We start from the raw sequence: 16,772 nt of genomic DNA on the forward strand, positions 1-16,772 counted from the left end.
AGTTCATGTCCCTGACAAGGCTCCGTGCGAGGCGAGTGTCGAAGAAGTCTCGAAATCGCAGGTGGAGGCGGTCCGGCCGGCAGGGGCCCAGGCCACTGGGAGCGCTCCCGAAAACCGGCCCTGCCGCAGGGCGTCCGGCATGCCCGGCGGGACTACGCCGACTCGCGCACCACCAGCTCCGTCCGGAGGATCACGTGCCGCCACGCCACGGGCGACTCCTCCATCTCCTCCAGGAGCAGCCGCACCATGGCCCGCCCGATCTCCTCCAGCGGCTGGCGCACCGTGGTCAGCCGCGGCTCGGTCCGCTCGGCCAGCGGGAAGTCGTCGAAGCCGATCACGGCGACGTCCTGCGGCACCCGGCGGCCCGCCGCGCGCAGCGCCTCCAGGGCGCCGGCGGCGGTGGTGTCGGAGGCGGCGAGCACACCGTCGATGTCCGGGTGCCGGCCGAGCAGCCGGGCCATGGCGCGCCGGCCGCTCTCCGCGGTGAAGTCACCCTCCGCGACCCAGGACTGCGGGGCGTCCAGCCCGGCGTGGGCCAGGGCTTCACGGTAGCCGCGCAGCCGGCACCGGGTGACGTACATGTCCAGCGGCCCGGTGATCGTGGCGATCGTCCGCCGGCCCTTGTCCAGCAGATGGGTGACCGCGCTGCGGGCGCCGCCGACGTTGTCCGCGTCGACGTAGCTGACGCGCTCGTCGGCCGAACGGCGGCCCAGCAGGACGGTCGGCAGCCGGGCCTCGGCGAGCATGTCCGGCAGCGGATCGTCGGCGTGCACGGACATCATCAGCACCCCGTCGACCCGGCCGCCGCGGGCGTACTCCAGGAAGCGCTCCCGTTCGGTGTCCGAGCGGACCAGGGTCAGCAGCAACTGCATCCCGGTGTCGGTCAGGGCGTCGCCGAGCGAACGGACGATCTCGGAGAAGAACGGCTCCGCGAACTTCCGCCAGTCCGGCTCCGTCATGACGAGCGCGACGGCGTCGGCCCGTCGGCCCGCGAGCGAACGGGCCGCGAGGTTGGGGACGTAGCCCAGTTCCGCGATGGCCTGCTGCACGGCCCGGCGTGTCGACTCCTTCACACCGGCCGCGTTGTTGACGACGCGGGAGACCGTGCCCCGGCCCACTCCGGCGTGAGCGGCCACCTCCTCCAGCGTCGGCGAGCCAGGGTGCCGCTTGCCCATGACCACCTCCCCCAAGAGATCACCGATATTACGGGCCCGGCGGCGGCGGGCCCACGGAAAGTTTCGAACGGGCCGCCGGACGGGCGCCGTGACCGGTCGCCCCTCGGCCCGCTCCCCGGCCCATCCCGCGCCCCTCCGCTGGGCATATGCCATATTGCGGGTAATCCCGACGAAAGGCGTGTCATGAAGGTCGCAGTCATCGGCGGTACCGGGCTGATCGGGTCGCGGGTCGTCAGGAACCTCAGGGCCGCGGGGCAGGAGGCGGTGCCGCACTCGCACTCCACCGGGGTCGACGTCATCAGCGGCCAGGGGCTCGACGCGGCCGTGGCGGGGGCCGACGTGGTGGTGAACACGACGAACTCCCCGACCTTCGACGCGGACTCCCCGGCGTTCTTCCAGACCTCGATGGACAACCTCCTGGCCGCGGCCCGCGAGGGCGGCGTCGGCCACATCGTCATCCTCTCGATCGTCGGCGTCGACCGGGTGCCGGAGCTGGACTACTACCGGGCCAAGGTGCTCCAGGAGAACATCCTCGCGGCCGGTCCCGTCCCGTACTCGATCGTCCGGGCCACGCAGTTCATGGAGTTCATGGACGACGTCCTGTCCTGGACCACCGACGGCGACACCGTGCGGCTGCCCGCCACGCCCATCCAGCCGATCGCCGCAGGGGACGTGGCCGACGCGGTGGCGGAGGTCGCCATGGGCGCCCCCCTGAACGGCATCCGCAACATCGCCGGCCCGGAGGTCTTCACCCTGGACGAGCTGGGCCGCACGACCCTGTCCCGCAAGGGCGACCGGCGCGTCGTCGTCACCGATCCGACCGCCGGCATGTTCGCCGTCGTCCGGGGGGACGTGCTCACCGATCCGCACGCCCGGCTCGCCCCCACCCGCTACGAGGACTGGCTCTCCTGACCCGCCCCCGGTGCCGGACCGGGACGTCAGATGCCCAGGACGTCCAGGAGGGCCGAAGGGTCCGGTTCCGGGGCGCCCTCCAGCCGCTGCTCCGCCCAGATGACCTTGCCCCGCGCCGCATAGCGCGTCCCCCACAGGTCCGCGAACCGGGAGACCAGGAACAGCCCGCGGCCCCCCTCGTCGGTGCTGGCCGCGCGCCGCAGCCGGGGTGAGGTGCTGCTGCCGTCCGCCACCTCGCACACCAGGGTGCGGCCCAGCAGCAGCCTCACCCGCACCGGCGGGGCGCCGTAGCGCAGCGCGTTGGTCAGGAGTTCGCTGAGGATCAGCTCCGTGCCGAACGCCGTCTCCTCCAGCCCCCACTCGGCGAGCCGCCGGCTCACCTCGCCGCGTACCCGGGGCACGGCCTCCACGTCGAAGGGGACGTCCCAGGTCGCGACGCACGCCGGGTCGAGCAGCCGGGTCCGGGCGACCAGCAGCGCCACGTCGTCGCTGGGATGCCCCGGCAGCATCGTCTCCACCAGGGCGCGGCACGTCTCCTCGGGCGTCAGGCCGGCGTCGGCGACGGCCGAGGACAGCATCGCCAGGCCCTCGTCGACGTCCCGTCCACGGTTCTCGATCAGCCCGTCGGTGAACAGGACGAGACGGCTGCCCTCGGCCAGCTCCAGCTCACCGGCCTCGAAGGGATGACCCCCCACCCCCAGGGGCGGCGACAGCGGGAGGTCGGGGAAGGACACCCGGCCCCGCGGGTCCACCACGGCCGGCGCGAGGTGCCCGGCGCGGGAGAGGGTGCAGTGCCCGCCGACCGGGTCGTAGACGGCGTAGAGGCAGGTGGCACCGGTGAGCGGCACCTGGTCGTCGTCGGCGGTCTCGGTCTGGGTGTCCAGCCGCGTCACCATCTCGTCGAGATGCCCGAGCAGTTCGTCCGGCGCCAGGTCCAGCGAGGAGAAGTTCAGCACGGCCGTGCGCAGCCGTCCCATGGTGACCGCGGCCTGGAGCCCGTGCCCCACGATGTCCCCGACGACCAGCGCCACCCGGAAACCGGGCAGCGGGATCACGTCGAACCAGTCGCCGCCCACGCCGGACTCCGCCGGCAGATAGCGCGAGGCGACCTCCAGCGCGTCCTGGTCCGGCAGGCCCAGCGGCAGCAGATTGCGCTGGAGCGTCACGGCCAGCGCGTGCTCGCGGGAGTACCGGCGCGCGTTGTCGATGGCGACGGCGGCGCGGGCCACCAGCTCCTCGGCCACGGCGACGTCCTCCTCCTCGAACCGCGGGGAGCCCGCACCACGCCAGAAGTTGACCATGCCGAGGACCACCCCGCGCGCCCTGAGCGGCACCGTGATCAGCGAGTGGATGCCGTGGTCCAGTGCCCGTCGCGCTCCCTCGGGGTCCTGTGCCTGCCAGTCCCCGGCGGAGCGCAGGTCCGGGACCAGGACGGCCTTGCCCCGCCGCAGCGCCGCCGCCATCGGCGTGTCGGCCGCCAGGAACCGGATCACCTCGCCCACCGCCTGCAAGGGCTGTCCGCCCCGCGTGGCCCGCAGCGCGGTACGGCGCATCTCGCGGACCGCGCTCGTGGGCTCCTCGCCGCGCAGGACGGAGTCGAGGAGCTCCACGGTGACGACGTCGGCCATGCGGGGGACCGCCACCTCGGTCAGCTCCTCCGCCGTACGCCGTACGTCGAGTGTGGTGCCGATCCGCACGCCCGCCTCGTACAGGAACGACAGCCGGCCGCGCGCCACCTCGGCCTGCCCGGTGAGCGCCCTCAGCTCCGTGGTGTCACGGAAGGTGGCGACCAGCCCCTGGGCGCCGCCGTACGGGGCGGTGGGGCGGGTGTTCACCGCGAGCAGCCGGTCCCGGGCCGGGACGACCTCGTCGGACGCCGTCTCGCCCGACAGCAGCAGCCGTGCCAGGCCCGGCCCCAGCCGCAGCTCCCGCACGTGCCGCTGGTCCGCGTCGCCGGGCAGGTCCAGCAGCCGGCGTGCCTCGTCGTTGGCCAGCAGCACGCACCCGTCGCCGTCCACGATCAGCACGCCCTCGCGCACCGCGTGCAGCACGGCGTCGTGGTGCTCGTACATCCGGGTCATCTCGGCCGGCCCGAGGCCGTGGGTCTGCCGCAGCAGCCGGCGGCTGACCAGTGCCGCGCCCCCGGTCGCCAGCAGCAGCGCCCCCGCCGCCATGCCGAGCAGCATCGGGAGCTGCTGGTTCAGCACCTGGCCGACGTTGCTGTACTGGATCCCGGCGGTGACCACGCCGACCACGCGCCTGCCGGGGTCCGTCACCGGTACGACCGCCCGCACGGCGTCGGAGGGGCGGCCGTGGAACGCCTCGGTGTACTCCTCGCCCATGGCGGCCCGGCCGACGCCCCCGGCCTTCGTGCCGATCAGGGCGGGGTCGGTGTCGGTGATCCGGACCCCGCGCCGGTCCAGGACGCTGACGAAGTCGACGCCGGACCCCTTCGCCACCTGCTCCGTCGCCGGCTGCAACTGGGCGGCCGGGTGCGGCGACCGCAGGGCGAGCGCCGTTCCCGGCGCGTGCGCGAACGTCTCCGCCACGGCCAGGGAGCGGTCCTCGGCGGTGCGCTGGGCGTCGTACCGCCCCTGCACGGCCAGGGCGGTGGCGCCCGCCGCCACCAGCAGCAGCATGATCAGCGCCTGGAGCACGAAGACCTGCGCGGCGAGCGTGCGGACGCTCAGCGACCGCGGTAGACGGCGTCTGCGTGGCGGCCAGAACCCGCGGCCCCGCGCCGGGCCGGATGACCCCCGTGAGCCGGGCAGCGCCGCGCCTGCCCGTGGCCAGCGGGAACGTCCGCTCATCTCCCTTTTCTAGCACTGCGCCGCCACGCCCGGCGACCGGTGCGTCCGCCGATGGGGGGCGGGGGCGTGCGGCCGGCGCCGGGCCGCGGGCGTCGTCGTGCCGAGGCGGGCGGACGCCCGGGCTGTGATGCGGCCGCCGGTGCGGGTGTGCGTGCGCGGTGCGTGTCGCGGGCGGCGCGGCGATCGGGGGGCGGGGCTGTTCCGCGCCCTGCCCGTGCCGGCCGCGTCAGCCGGGCCGGTCCGTGAGCGCCCGGTCCGCGCGCCGGGGCGTGCCGCCCGTCGGCCGGGGGCCGTCACGCGGCCCGTGTCACGAAACGCCGGGTGACGGCCGGGGCCGCGGCCATGACGTCCGCTGAGTGTTCACCTCCGCCGGGCAGCTCGGCAGGACGGAACCCGTACCGTCGGCGATCGGTACGCCGTGCACGCCCCGCAACCGTCCCTCCGGGTCGGCCGGCGACCACGCGGGGCCGGCGCCGTCGGCCGCGGCTTGCGGGCGGTGCGGGCGTCCCCGAACCCGCCGGCGGGTTCGCGCTCCGGCGGCAGGCGGCTTCCGGCCGGGTGGCGCCCGGCGAGGATGCCCTCGCGCGGCTTCCCCTCCGGTACGTCGACGACAAGGAGTCGGGGCCCGTGGCGGAACATGCCGCTGAGTGGAGCAATCACGGCGCGTCGCGGCCCCGCGCACCAGGCTGGACGTCTTGTCGAGTTCCTGTGACAGGAGTCCGTGTGCGAAGACCACGTATGCCGAGGTATGGACATACCGGTCGGGAGCCGGAGGACGGAGCCGGTGCGCGGACGCGGTTGTCGGCCCCTCCGGCATGGATGCGGTGGCTGCCGGCCCTGTACGTCGCGGCCCTTCTGCTGCTGGAACCGGCGACGCCCGTGGAGTGGCCGGTCAGTTTCATGCTCATCGCCCTGCCGCTCGTGGCCGCCTTCGCCCACGGCCCGGCCGCCGTCGGCGGCGCCACCCTGTTCGCCGTCGTCCTGGAAGGCGTGCTGGCCGGTACCCCGTGCTGCGCGGGCCGCGAGGTCGGCTACCTGTGGGACCGCCACTACGTGGCCTCCTACATCTGCACCGGAATGGTCGGCGTCCTCGGCATGATCCTGGCCGCGCACCGCGTCCGCCGGGAGCGCACCCTGGCCGACGTACGCTTCGTCGCCGACATCGCCCAGCGGGTCCTGCTCCGGCCCGTTCCGCACCAGATCGGCAACCTCCACCTGGAGAGCCTCTACCGGTCAGCCGCCGCGGAAGCCCGCATCGGCGGCGACCTGTACGAGGCCGTCCCCACCCGGTACGGCGTCCGGCTGCTCATCGGAGACGTCCGGGGCAAGGGCCTGCTCGCGGTGGAGACCGCCGCGGCCCTCCTCGGCGCGTTCCGCGAGGCGGCGCACGACGAACCCGCTCTGCCCGCCCTGGCCGACCGGGTCGAGACGAGCATGAACCGCAGGGCCGTGCTGCTCGGCGGCGGCGAGGTGGGCGAACGGTTCGTCACCGCCGTCTTCGCCGAGATCCCCCTCGGGGAACCGCTGATCCGCGTCGTCAACTGCGGCCATCCGCCCCCGGTCCGCATCCGCTCCGGCGAGGTGTGCGAACTGGACAGGGGCCGCTCGGCGCCGCCGCTGAACCTCGGGGTGCTGCTGGGGGAGCCGTACCACGTCGACGCCTACTCCTTCCGGCCCGGTGACCAGCTCCTGCTGTACACGGACGGCATCACGGAGACCCGCGACGCGGCCGGCTCCTTCTACCCGCTGCTCCAGCGCCTGCGTTCGTGGAGCTCCCTGCCGCCCCGGGAGCTCCTGGAACGGCTCCGCCAGGACCTGCTGGCCTACAGCGGCGACCGCTTGCAGGACGACATCGCGGCGCTCGCCGTCCGCCTCCCGGCCGGCGAGTCCGTACCGGCCGCGCCGCCGCCCGGCTGAGAACCGAGCGCGGCGCCCCGGGCCGTCACCGCGGGCTCCTGGCAGCGCACCGCCACGGCCGGCGGGCCGGGTGCGGTGTCACCGCCGGCCGGCAGCAGCCGGAAGCCGTCCGCGTCCAGGCACCCCGGCCGGGTCGGCGTCCCGCACCGGCCCGGCGAACCGGCGGGTCTCCCGCTCGATCGCCGCGCGGGAGGCGCCGTACGGCAGGGGATGCCCCGCCCCGCTCGTCGCCGCCGTCTGCCGCCGCCGTTCCGCCCTGGCACGGATGCCGGTCCTCTCGTCCCGGAGGCGCATCGACGCGGCGGGGTGGCGTACCGGCGCGGGACGGAACCGGGGTTACGGAACGCGGGCCACCGCCGCGTAGATCCCGCTGCCCTCCGGCACCGTGTCCGTACCCGACACGCCCCACTCCGTGGCGGTCACCAGGCCGGGCGGCACGAGATCCAGGCCGTCGAAGAAGCGCTCCACCTCCGGGCGCGTCCTGAAGCCGAGCTTGATGCCGCCCTTGGCGTACTCGGCGGTGACCTGCGCGGCGAGTTCCGGATAGAGGTCGGACGCGGCGTGCGACAGCACCAGGTGACTGCCCGGGGGCAGCGTGGCGACCAGGTTCCGGACGATTCCGTGGGCGTCCTGCTCATCGGTGATGAAGTGCATCAGCGCGATCAGCGACAGCGCGATCGGCCGGTCGAAGTCCAGCACCCGGCGGGCGTGCCGGACGATGGAGTCCGCTTCCCGCACATCGGCCTGGATGTAGTCGGTGACGCCCTCGTCGCCGCTGATCAGCAACGCCTCGGCGTGGCGCAGGACGATCGGGTCGTTGTCGGTGTAGACGACCTTCGCCGCCGGCACGATCTCCTGGACGATCTGATGGAGGTTGGGCTGGGTGGGGATGCCCGTGCCGATGTCCAGGAACTGGTCTATGCCCTGCCCGGCGAGCCAGGCGGCGGCCCGGTGCATGAACTGCCGGTTCTGCCGCGCCGCGTCCCGCGCCTCGGCCGGCAGCCGCACCGCCACGGCCTCGTCGACCGGGTAGTTGTCCTTGCCGCCCAGCAGCCAGTCGTAGACCCGCGCGGGATGCGCCTTGCTGGTGTCGATCTCCAGGGGCGCCGGTGAATCGGTCGTCATAGCAGCTCCGTTGCGCGGGATGAGCGGTTCAGGCCATGTGTTCGATCATCCTACTCGCGCCCTTCACGTGCCTCGCGCCCTGCGGGGAGCGGGAGTTGGGCCGGCGGCCGGCCCCGCTCCCCGGCGACTTCGGGTCACCGGGGTGAAAACCGCGGACCCGAAAGGCCGTTGCGCGATAACCTCGGGGAGTGACGGTGCGGTACTACCTGTACATCAGCGACGCCAAGGTCGACATGCTGCTCTCGCAGGTCGACCCCGACTTCGGCCGCAGGAGCACCACCGAGGCCGGGGTGAGCCTCAAGCTGTTCAGCGCCAGGCGCAGCGTCGAGACACCGGCGCCGGACCGGACGGCCAGACTGGAGCGCGTCCTGCGGCACCTGGACGAGACCGGGCAGACCGGATCGGTGGACGACCCGGGACCGTACTTCCGCGGCACCGTGCCCATGCAGTGGGGTCCCCTGGACGCGGGGAACGGCGCGTCACTGGTGTACTTCGGCGGCCGGACCGAGCGGACGGTCCTGGGCCTCGGCGGCGCCGGCGGCCATGTGCTCGGCTCGAGCGCCCCGCAGGCCCAGGAGTTCGCACCCTCCTCCGTCCCGACGCTCCTGGCCGGTCTGGCCTCGGCGTTCGCCGCGGACGGCGCGGCGCCACCCGCCGACGAGCCGTCCCTGGCCTGGGTGCACACCGCCGGGCGCCTGCTGCGCGGTCCCCGGCAGCCCGTGGAGTTCGTCGCCCGGCGCCTGCTGTCCGGCCCCAGCCCCTACCCCGAACTCGACGCCCGGCCCGGCATGCGGGTACTGCTCGGCAGTCCCCTGTACGTGGCCCTGGCCGACTGACGGCACGGCGATGACCCTCGGCATTTGGCGGCCCGGCGCGGTGGTCCTCGACCTGTACGAGGTGCTCGGCGACGTGCGCGGCGGCGGCATGGGGGTGGTCCAGCGCGTCCGGCACCGGGGCTGGAACGTGGACCTCGCGGTCAAGACGCCCCGCCCGGAGCTGGTCGCCTCCGAGGCGGGCAGGCGCCGGTTCGAGGCCGAGGCCGGCACCTGGGTGGGCCTGGGTCTGCACCCGCACACCGTCAACTGCGCCTACGTCCGCACGGTGGACGGCCTGCCCCGTGTCTTCGCCGAATGGGTCGACGGCGGCAGCCTCGCCGAGGCGATCACCGGCGGCAGCCTCTATGCAGGCGGTCCCCGGGCCGCGCTCGCACGCGTGCTGGACATCGCCGTCCAGACCGCGTGGGGCCTCCAGCACGCCCACGACACCGGCCTGGTCCACCAGGACGTCAAGCCCGCCAACGTCATGCTCGAACCCGGCGGAACCGCCAAGGTCACCGACTTCGGACTGGCCGGAGCGCGCCCGGCGGGAACCGGCGGGACGCCCGCCGCGCCCACCGCCGTCACCTTCGGCGGCATGACGCCGGCCTACTGCTCCCCCGAGCAGGCCCTCGCCGCGGCCGGGCGCCGCGAGATCCGGCTGACCCCCGCGACGGACGTGTGGTCGTGGGCACTGACCGTGCTGGAGATGTTCACCGGCCGCCGTCCCACCCGGCACGGCCAAGCCGCCGCGGCGGTGCTCGAAGCACTGCTGGACGCCGGCCGGACCGACCCCCGCCTGCCGCAGGTGCCCCCGGCGGTCGTGGGACTGCTGCGCCAGTGCTTCACGACGGACGTGGCGGCGCGGCCGGCCCGGCTGGACGAGGTCGCCGACGTGCTGCGCGACGTGTACGGCGACCTCACCGGCGCCCCCTTCCCGCGGCGAGCCCCGGAGGCGGCCGCCCTGCTGGCGGACGGGCTGTCCAACCAGGCGCTGTCCCTGCTCGACCTCGGGCGCACGGAGGAGGCCGAGGCGCGGTGGCGGGAGGCGATGACGGCGGAACCCCACCACCTGGTCGCGACCTTCAACTTCGGCCTGCACCGCTGGCGCACGGCACGGAAGACCGATGCCGACCTCATCGCCGAACTGGAGTCGGCCCGCGAGGTGGGCGGGGACGACGTCCTGGGCACGCGGCTGATCGGCCTGGTCCACCTGGAGCGCGGCGATCGCGAGCGCGCCGCCGGACTGCTGCGCCCGGCGGCCCCGGACACACCGGCCCCGGACGCACCCGACCAGGCCGAGACCGCGACCGCGCTGGCGGAGCTGGCACGCGATCCGGGGACGCCCCCCGTGGTCCTCGCTGGCCACGAGGCCGGTGTGAGCGCGCTGGCGGTGACGGCCGACGGGGCCCTGGTGCTGTCCGGCGACCATCGGGGCGGCCTGCGGGTGTGGGACACGGCGAGCGGCCGCTGCCTGCGGGAGCTGACGTCCGAGGGGCCGGGCGTCCTGGCGACCGCCGTGGACGCCGCGGGGCGGGTCGGCCTGGTCGGACGCGAGCAGGGTCCGCCGGAGGCATGGGACCTCAGGCACGGCGAGCGGCTTCCCCTGCCGCGGGGCCCGGTCGCCCCGGGCGTCAGGATGGTCGCGCTCAGCGGTGACGGGTCGGTCGGCGCCACCGGGCACGCGGACGGCACCCTGTGGTTCTGGCACCCGCGCACGGGACGGCTCCTCGGACCGGTCCACAGCCAGGTGGAGCGGATGACCGTCCTGGAACTCAGTGACGACGGCGCCGTCGCGCTGACGGCCGGTGACTTGCGGGACGACAAGATCCGCCTGTGGGACGTCGCCACGGGCGCGTGCGGGGCGGTCCTCACCGAATCGCGGGCCGATCCCCTCCGCTCGGCCTGGGGCGGCTTCGTGCGCGGGGCCGCCGTGGCCCCGGGCGCGCGGTACGCCGTGCAGGTGTGGGACGGGCCGATGGTGCTGTGGGAGGTGCGGACCGGACGGATCGCCGCCCAGGTGACCCACGCCCTGACCGACGTCTCGGCGCTCGCCCTCACGCCCGACGGCTCCCTCGCCGTCGTCGGCGGCGGTCACCCGCTCCAGGTGGTGCAGACGGCGACGGGCCGCTGCCTGCGCACCCTCGACGAGGGCACGACACGGCACGTGCACCGGCTGGCGGTGAGCGCCGACGGCCGCCACGCCGTACTGCCGATGTCGGACGGGGTCCGGATCAGGGTGCAGCCCCTTCCGGCCGCGGGCTACCGTGCGCCGTGGGCCTACGCCCGGCCCCGGGCCGCCGGTGAACTGTCCGACCACGCCGGGCGGTTCCGGGCGGCGGTGCGCGAGGGCGAACGGCTCTTCGACGAAGGCCGCTACGCACGGTCGGCCGCCAGTCTGCGCACCGCGCGGGCCGTGCCCGGCCACGCGCGGCATCCCGACCTGCTGCACGCGTGGAACGCGCTCGGCCGGCACGGGCGCCGCACCGGACTGCTCGGTGCGTGGCAGACGTTCGAGTTCACCGGGCGCCTCGCCCGCCCTTCGGCGCTCGCGTTCGCCGGGGACACGAGCCTGTTCCTCGCCCCGCTGCCCGGCGACAGGTTCCTGCTGTGCGACGCCGCCGACGCACGGCAGTACCGTGTGATCGCCTCGCAGGCGACGGCGGACATGGCCCTGTTGATGACCGGAGACGGCACCCGGGCCTTCGTGCACGGCCGGGGGGAGGCCGCCCTCCTCGACCTGCGGGACGACAGCACCGTCACGCTGCCGCACGACGGGATCGGCGCCGTGGCACTGGCCGGTGACAGCGCGTGGCTGCTGACCGGCGACGACGGCGGACACCTGTGCCGCTGGAACATCGAGGAATTGACGAGGCGTCAGCAAGGCGCGAGACCGTCCCTCGCGTTCCGTGCCCACCGGGGAGCGGTGGGTTCGGTCGCGATCGGCCCCGACGGCCGGTACGGCGCCTCGAAGGCCTTCGCCGGTGCCGAGGAGGACCGGCGACAGCGGTACGACCAGGACGAACTCTGCGGCTGGGACCTGGCCTCAGGGCAGCGTCTGTGGCGGCACACCGGGCGCCCGGACGGAACCGGCCTGCGTTTCACCCCGGACGGCCGGACCCTGCTGGAGTACGGCCACTTCAGCGTGCACTCCTACGACGCCGCGAGCGGCCGTCCGATCCACACGGTGGACGGCCACTACAGCATCAAGACGCTGGTGACCACCGTGGACGGCCGGCGCGCGGTGATCGCCGGGTACGGGACCCTGGCCGTCCTCGACCTGGTCACGGGCCGCGTGCTCCAGGACATCGCCGACCCCGGCCTGATCAACGCGCTCACGCTCACCTCCGACGGCCGGTTCGCCCTCGCCGGCCTCGCCCATCAGGAGGTGCACGTCTGGGACCTCGAACAGGGACGGCGGCTGCGTGTCCTGGCCGGGCACCGGGAACAGGTCTTCGGCCTGGCCCTCAGCGCCGACGCCCGCCACCTGCTGGCGGCCGGGCTGGACTCCGTGCGCTGCTGGGAACTCGACTGGGACTACGGCTGGTGACATGCCGTCGTCCGTCACCCTGAGCCCTCGCGGCGCGCCCGCGGCCGCGGCGTACGTCTTCACCCACCGCACCACCTGCCTGGTCGGCCGGGCGAGCGAATGCGGGATCCGGCTAGCCCGCACCGAGACGAAGGCCTCCCGGCACCACTGCCTGCTCGACGTGAACCCCCCGCACCTACGCGTGCGGGACCTCGGCAGCCGCAACGGCACCTACGTCAACGGCGCACGGCTGGCGCCGGGGCCGGCCGGGCGGGACCTGGCCGACGGCGACGAGCTCCGCGTCGGCGGCGCGGTACTCGGTGTCTCCGTCCGGTCGGAGGGGCCCTCGCCCGCGCACACCGGCGCGCCGGACCCCGTCGAAGCGCTGCACACGCTGCTCGACGCGGCCGACGCCGGAGAGCCGGAACTCGCCGGCATCCGCGGCTACCGGCTGCTCCAGGAAGTCGGCCGCGGCGGCCAGGGCGTCGTCCACCTCGCGCGGAACGAGGAGACCGGTGAACTCCTCGCCCTGAAGACCCTGCCCGCCCACCGCGCCGTCGACCCCTCCGCCCGTGACGGCTTCCTGCGCGAGTTCGCCTGCACGCGCGCCCTGCGCCATCCCCACGTCGTCGCCTTCCACGACGGCGGTGTGCACGGCAGCACCTTCTACTTCACCTGCGAGTTCTGCCGGCTGGGCAGCGTCGCCGACCTCGTGGCCCGCGCCGGCGGCAGACTTCGCGTCGACCAGGCGGTGGGCGTGACCCTCCAGGCGCTGCGGGGACTGCGCTACGCGCACGCGGCGGAGGTGCCGGTACGGCTGGCCGACGGGACCTCGGTGACGTACCGGGGACTGGTGCACCGCGACATCAAACCGCAGAACCTCCTGCTCACCGGCGCCAGGGACCACGCGACGGTCAAGATCGCCGACTTCGGCCTGTCCAAGGCGTTCGACAGCGCCGGGCTGTCCGGTCACACCCTCACCGGTGCGATGGGCGGCAGTCTGGCCTTCATGCCGCGGGGCCAGATCATCGACTTCAAGTACGCGCTGCCGGAGGTCGATCTGTGGGCGGTGACGGCCTGTCTGTACTGGATGCTCACCGGTTCGCCCCCGCGGGACTTCCCGCCGGACGCCGATCCGGTCGCCGTCGTCCTGCGCGAGCCGGCCGTGCCCGTTCGCGAGCGGCTGCCCACGCTGCCCCGCCGCCTCGCGGCGGTCATCGACGCCGCTCTCGTCGACGAGCCCCGTATCGCCCTCACCACCGCGGCCGACCTGGCGCGTGCCATCCGGCAGGCGCTGTGAACGGGTCACCGCCCGCGGCCGGGTGCGGTGACGGGTGCCGCCCCGACGCGGTGTCCGCGGCTGTGCGGCGGACGTGGCATCGGGGCGACGGTGTCCGGCCGGGGCGGGTCCGGGGCGGCCGGCCGATCAGGGCTGGGCGGCCAGTTGGAAGCTCTGGGCGCCGGAGCCGTCACAGGTCCGCTGGGTGAGCTGCACGCTGTCGGCGGCCGTGGCGGACGCGGTCAGGCACTTCCCGCTGTGCCGGGCGGTGAAGTGGTACCGCCCGGTGGCCTCCTTCACCGGCAGCCACTGCTGGTTGGTGCCCCCACCGTAGGACCACAGCTGCAAGGGCGCGTTGTCGGCCGTCGAACGGTCGACGACGTCGACGACCTGCTGCGGGTTGCCGCGAGCGGCGATGCGCGTGTAGCCGCTGTCGGTGGAGCGGAACTGGAACTGCTGTGCCGTGGTGGAGTTGCAGGTGTACTGCTGGACGACGGTCCCGTTGGCCGTGCCGGCGGCACGGGCGTCGGCACACGTTCCGTTGCCGGTGTTGCGCAGCGTGTACCAGGCGGTCTCGGAGATGCCGTCCGTGGGCGGCTGGGACGAGGCCGCCCCGCCCAGCCACTTCAGCCCGTCCAGGACGAACTGGTTCTGCGTGGCGCTGGCGAAGGTGGACGACAGGGCCGTGTTGGTGTCGTAGTTCATCGCGTTGTGGCCGAAGTTCGCGTACAGCATCTTGTACTTGGTGTTCGTCCACAGGATCGGGTAGTACCCGCTGTACCAGGTCTGGTTGGGGTCGGTGCCGAGCGGGAAGCTGCTGGGGTCGACGGAGGCCAGGATCTTGATGTCGGGGTTCTGCCGCAGGTCGTTGGACCAGCTGTACCACTCGCTCACCGACGAGGTGAAGGTGGCGGGCAGGTTCCGGGTCGAGGGGTGCGTACGGTCCTCCACGCGCAGGACGGCCGTGGTCGGACCCCAGGTGTTGGAGCGGAAGTTCCCGCTGCCCAGGAACTGGTTGTGGTACCACGGCCAGCTCTGCGCGTCGGTGGTGAAGGCCGAGACGTGGAAGCCCATCCAGGCGCCGCCGCCCCGCATGTACTGCTCGAAACCCGCCCGTTGGGCGGCCGACTGGGGCAGGTCGTCGAGGAAGAGGACCACCTGGTAGCTGTTGACACCGCCGTTCGCGAGGAGGTCCCAGTTGTTGCTGGCGGTGTAGGTGAAGCCGTTCGCCGCCGCCTGCTGGGGGAACCACTGGTTGGCTTCGTGGACGAAGCTGATGTGTGCGGCGTCCCAGGTGCCGTTGTACAGCGCCAGCACACGGAACGGCTCCGCGGCCGGAGCGGCCTGGGCGGGTGGCTGCGCCGTCAGGCTGACCAGCGCCGCGAGGACAAAGGCCAGCCACATGGGGATGCGTGCCGCGCCGGATCTCACCTGTTGCATCCGATGCTCCCTTCTCGGCCGGGCCCGGAACGGGGGCCAGGCATGAGCGAAGGCGTTCATGAACGTGAGTGCTGGTCGTATGCGTAGATGCTGCTGGCCGGTGAACCTAAAGGTCTGGACCACACCCGTCAAGAGCTGACGACAAGAAAGTCCCTGGAGGACCAGGTGCGTTAAGCACCTATAGCCAACGGGGCCGGGGGACGCGCGGCTTCTCCCGTCGGCCCGCTGCGGTCCGGACGCGTGTCCAGAGCCGTGACCCGGATGGCGTAGCGAGGAAATGATTCGGCGGGTGAATCAGGCAGGCAGGAGGCGTACCGGGCCGCCGCGGTAGGTGAGCATGGACGCGTGCCCCGGGCCCGGGCGCCCCCGCTTCCCCCTCCCGCACCCCACGAGGAGTTCGTCGTGCGTGTCCGTCGTCAGCTGACCAGCACCCTCGGTGCCTTCGCCCTCGCCTTCGCCTTCCTGGGCGCCGGCACCGTCACCGCGACCCCGGCGGCCGCCGATCCGTGCGGCTTCTACGAGACCGGCTCCGACGCCTACTACAACCACTGCACCTCCGACGGCTCCCACGTGGTGATCAAGGTCGAGGTGGCCCTGGCGCCCGACTACGAGCAGTGCGTCGCCCCGGGCCGGACCTGGCTGGGCTCCGCCACCAGGATCCAGGGCGCCTATTACACGGGCCGCACCTGCTGACACCGGCGCGGCGCCCGGGCCCGGTGTTCTCCGAGCGCACCGGAACCGTCCTGTGAGCGCACTCTCGCGCGGGTGCCGGCCGGTCTGCCACGGCAAGGCCGGCGGATCGTCCACCTGCCGTGGCCGGCCGGCGGCGACGACGAGCACCTCTGCCTGGCCGTCAACGTCTCCGACGAGCCGGCGCTTCTCCCGCACGACTCCCCGCTGCGGCTGGAGCCCGGCGACATCCTCCTCGGCGCCGCCTTCCGCCCCGACCTCCTTTCCCACGGCGGGAACCTGGCCCTCTTCCGCGTCCCCCTGTGCCTGCTGGACGCGTCGGCCGCCGACCTGCGCGAGGTCGCGCACACCCACCTCGACGCCCGCAGCGGCCTGACGTCGCTGGTCTCGCAGTTCCTGACCGCACTCGCCGGAACGCCACGCCACCAGCGCCTGACCGTCGGCCGCTGCCTCGCCCTGAACACGGCCGACCTCGTGGCCCTCCTCGTCCGGGACGTCCTCCGGACACGCGGACGGCGCCCCGCCCCCGGCGGCCACGAGATGCTGACGCGGATCCGGCAGTACATCCAGGACAACCTCATGGACCCGGACCTCGCGCCCGAGTCGATCGCCCGGGCCCACCACATCTCGGTGCGCTACCTGCACAAGCTCTTCCAGTCCGGCGGCACCACCGTGAGCGCCTGGATACGGCAGAGCAGGCTCGACGCCTGCCGCGCCGAACTGCGCGGCCGGCGCCGTAGCGTGGCCGCCGTGGCCCACAGCTGGGGCTTCACCAGCCCCTCCCACTTCAGCCGGCTCTTCCGGCGGACCTACGGCATCACCCCCAGGCAGTGGCAGGCCACCGTGCCCTCCGATGCCTGAGCCGCCACCTCCCACCGCCCCGTGGCGGACCGAACCGTCGTGGGCCCCGGTGGCCGGCGCGGCCCTCCCAGATGCACAACGGGCCCCGCACCGCAAGGATCGCTTGTGAGGCGTGTGTGCCCGGTGCTGATGTGCGGCGCGCACCCACACGTCATCGGTTGCTCGGCATCCGCGCGAGCTGGGGGAAACGCCCGTTTCGGCGCTCCGACCGGATCATTG

11 protein-coding genes are annotated in these 16,772 nt (G+C 73.8%); 7 read left to right on the plus strand and 4 right to left on the minus strand.

The genetic code is table 11. The annotated features are described in order from the left end of the window. Nucleotides 1-152: 152 nt before the first annotated feature. The gene (locus tag ACZ5DC_RS23985) at nucleotides 153-1,175 is read right to left on the minus strand and encodes a LacI family DNA-binding transcriptional regulator (RefSeq protein WP_468655778.1); all 1,023 of its coding nucleotides are present in this window, start codon (nucleotides 1,173-1,175) and stop codon (nucleotides 153-155) included. Between the two features lie 183 nt (nucleotides 1,176-1,358). Here ACZ5DC_RS23985 and ACZ5DC_RS23990 point away from each other — a divergent pair, with 183 nt between their 5' ends. Continuing rightward, nucleotides 1,359-2,087 carry an SDR family oxidoreductase gene (locus ACZ5DC_RS23990; RefSeq protein WP_468655780.1) on the plus strand — a complete coding sequence of 243 codons (729 nt, stop codon included), beginning with the start codon at nucleotides 1,359-1,361 and terminating at the stop codon, nucleotides 2,085-2,087. A gap of 26 nt (nucleotides 2,088-2,113) precedes the next feature. Here ACZ5DC_RS23990 and ACZ5DC_RS23995 read toward each other — a convergent pair whose 3' ends face one another. Then, the gene (locus ACZ5DC_RS23995; protein WP_468655782.1) at nucleotides 2,114-4,897 is read right to left on the minus strand and encodes a SpoIIE family protein phosphatase; all 2,784 of its coding nucleotides are present in this window, start codon (nucleotides 4,895-4,897) and stop codon (nucleotides 2,114-2,116) included. An 819-nt stretch (nucleotides 4,898-5,716) separates the two neighbouring features. Between ACZ5DC_RS23995 and ACZ5DC_RS24000 the strand changes: the two genes are divergently transcribed. Continuing rightward, nucleotides 5,717-6,814 carry a PP2C family protein-serine/threonine phosphatase gene (locus ACZ5DC_RS24000; RefSeq protein WP_468655784.1) on the plus strand — a complete coding sequence of 366 codons (1,098 nt, stop codon included), beginning with the start codon at nucleotides 5,717-5,719 and terminating at the stop codon, nucleotides 6,812-6,814. 336 nt (nucleotides 6,815-7,150) lie between these two features. Here the strand turns inward: ACZ5DC_RS24000 and ACZ5DC_RS24005 are convergent, their stop codons facing one another. After that, a complete protein-coding gene (locus ACZ5DC_RS24005) occupies nucleotides 7,151-7,939 on the minus strand; it encodes an SAM-dependent methyltransferase (protein WP_468655786.1) in 789 nt (262 codons plus the stop codon). Nucleotides 7,940-8,127: 188 nt separating this feature from the next. On the opposite strand from ACZ5DC_RS24005, the gene ACZ5DC_RS24010 reads away from it, so the two are divergent. The 3 genes from ACZ5DC_RS24010 to ACZ5DC_RS24020 are packed head-to-tail and all read left to right on the plus strand — an operon-like array spanning nucleotide 8,128 to nucleotide 13,583. After that, on the plus strand, nucleotides 8,128-8,775 hold the full coding sequence (locus tag ACZ5DC_RS24010) for a DUF7019 family protein (protein ID WP_468655788.1): 648 nt from the start codon (nucleotides 8,128-8,130) through the stop codon (nucleotides 8,773-8,775). A gap of 10 nt (nucleotides 8,776-8,785) precedes the next feature. Then, nucleotides 8,786-12,304 carry a protein kinase domain-containing protein gene (locus ACZ5DC_RS24015; protein WP_468655790.1) on the plus strand — a complete coding sequence of 1,173 codons (3,519 nt, stop codon included), beginning with the start codon at nucleotides 8,786-8,788 and terminating at the stop codon, nucleotides 12,302-12,304. Nucleotide 12,305: 1 nt separating this feature from the next. Then, nucleotides 12,306-13,583 carry a protein kinase domain-containing protein gene (locus ACZ5DC_RS24020; protein ID WP_468655792.1) on the plus strand — a complete coding sequence of 426 codons (1,278 nt, stop codon included), beginning with the start codon at nucleotides 12,306-12,308 and terminating at the stop codon, nucleotides 13,581-13,583. 126 nt (nucleotides 13,584-13,709) lie between these two features. Here ACZ5DC_RS24020 and ACZ5DC_RS24025 read toward each other — a convergent pair whose 3' ends face one another. Next, a complete protein-coding gene (locus tag ACZ5DC_RS24025) occupies nucleotides 13,710-15,002 on the minus strand; it encodes a ThuA domain-containing protein (RefSeq protein ID WP_468655794.1) in 1,293 nt (430 codons plus the stop codon). Between the two features lie 402 nt (nucleotides 15,003-15,404). Between ACZ5DC_RS24025 and ACZ5DC_RS24030 the strand changes: the two genes are divergently transcribed. Both ACZ5DC_RS24030 and ACZ5DC_RS24035 read left to right on the plus strand, forming a co-directional pair. Continuing rightward, the gene (locus ACZ5DC_RS24030) at nucleotides 15,405-15,695 is read left to right on the plus strand and encodes a DUF6355 family natural product biosynthesis protein (protein WP_468655796.1); all 291 of its coding nucleotides are present in this window, start codon (nucleotides 15,405-15,407) and stop codon (nucleotides 15,693-15,695) included. Between the two features lie 72 nt (nucleotides 15,696-15,767). Continuing rightward, complete coding sequence (locus ACZ5DC_RS24035; RefSeq protein WP_468655798.1) at nucleotides 15,768-16,553, plus strand: helix-turn-helix domain-containing protein; 786 nt, start codon at nucleotides 15,768-15,770, stop codon at nucleotides 16,551-16,553. Nucleotides 16,554-16,772 lie beyond the last annotated feature (219 nt).

The organism is Streptomyces sp. NPDC031445 (genome assembly GCF_055581365.1).

What these genes read in the sequence shown, in the direction of transcription:
- ACZ5DC_RS23990 (WP_468655780.1), top strand. Translation starts at nt 1,359, where the DNA reads ATGAAGGTCGCAGTCATCGGCGGTACCGGGCTGATCGGGTCGCGGGTC.
- ACZ5DC_RS24025 (WP_468655794.1), bottom strand. Translation starts at nt 15,002, where the DNA reads ATGCAACAGGTGAGATCCGGCGCGGCACGCATCCCCATGTGGCTGGCC.
- ACZ5DC_RS24000 (WP_468655784.1), top strand. Translation starts at nt 5,717, where the DNA reads ATGCGGTGGCTGCCGGCCCTGTACGTCGCGGCCCTTCTGCTGCTGGAA.
- ACZ5DC_RS24005 (WP_468655786.1), bottom strand. Translation starts at nt 7,939, where the DNA reads ATGACGACCGATTCACCGGCGCCCCTGGAGATCGACACCAGCAAGGCG.
- ACZ5DC_RS23985 (WP_468655778.1), bottom strand. Translation starts at nt 1,175, where the DNA reads ATGGGCAAGCGGCACCCTGGCTCGCCGACGCTGGAGGAGGTGGCCGCT.
- ACZ5DC_RS24015 (WP_468655790.1), top strand. Translation starts at nt 8,786, where the DNA reads ATGACCCTCGGCATTTGGCGGCCCGGCGCGGTGGTCCTCGACCTGTAC.
- ACZ5DC_RS23995 (WP_468655782.1), bottom strand. Translation starts at nt 4,897, where the DNA reads ATGAGCGGACGTTCCCGCTGGCCACGGGCAGGCGCGGCGCTGCCCGGC.
- ACZ5DC_RS24020 (WP_468655792.1), top strand. Translation starts at nt 12,306, where the DNA reads ATGCCGTCGTCCGTCACCCTGAGCCCTCGCGGCGCGCCCGCGGCCGCG.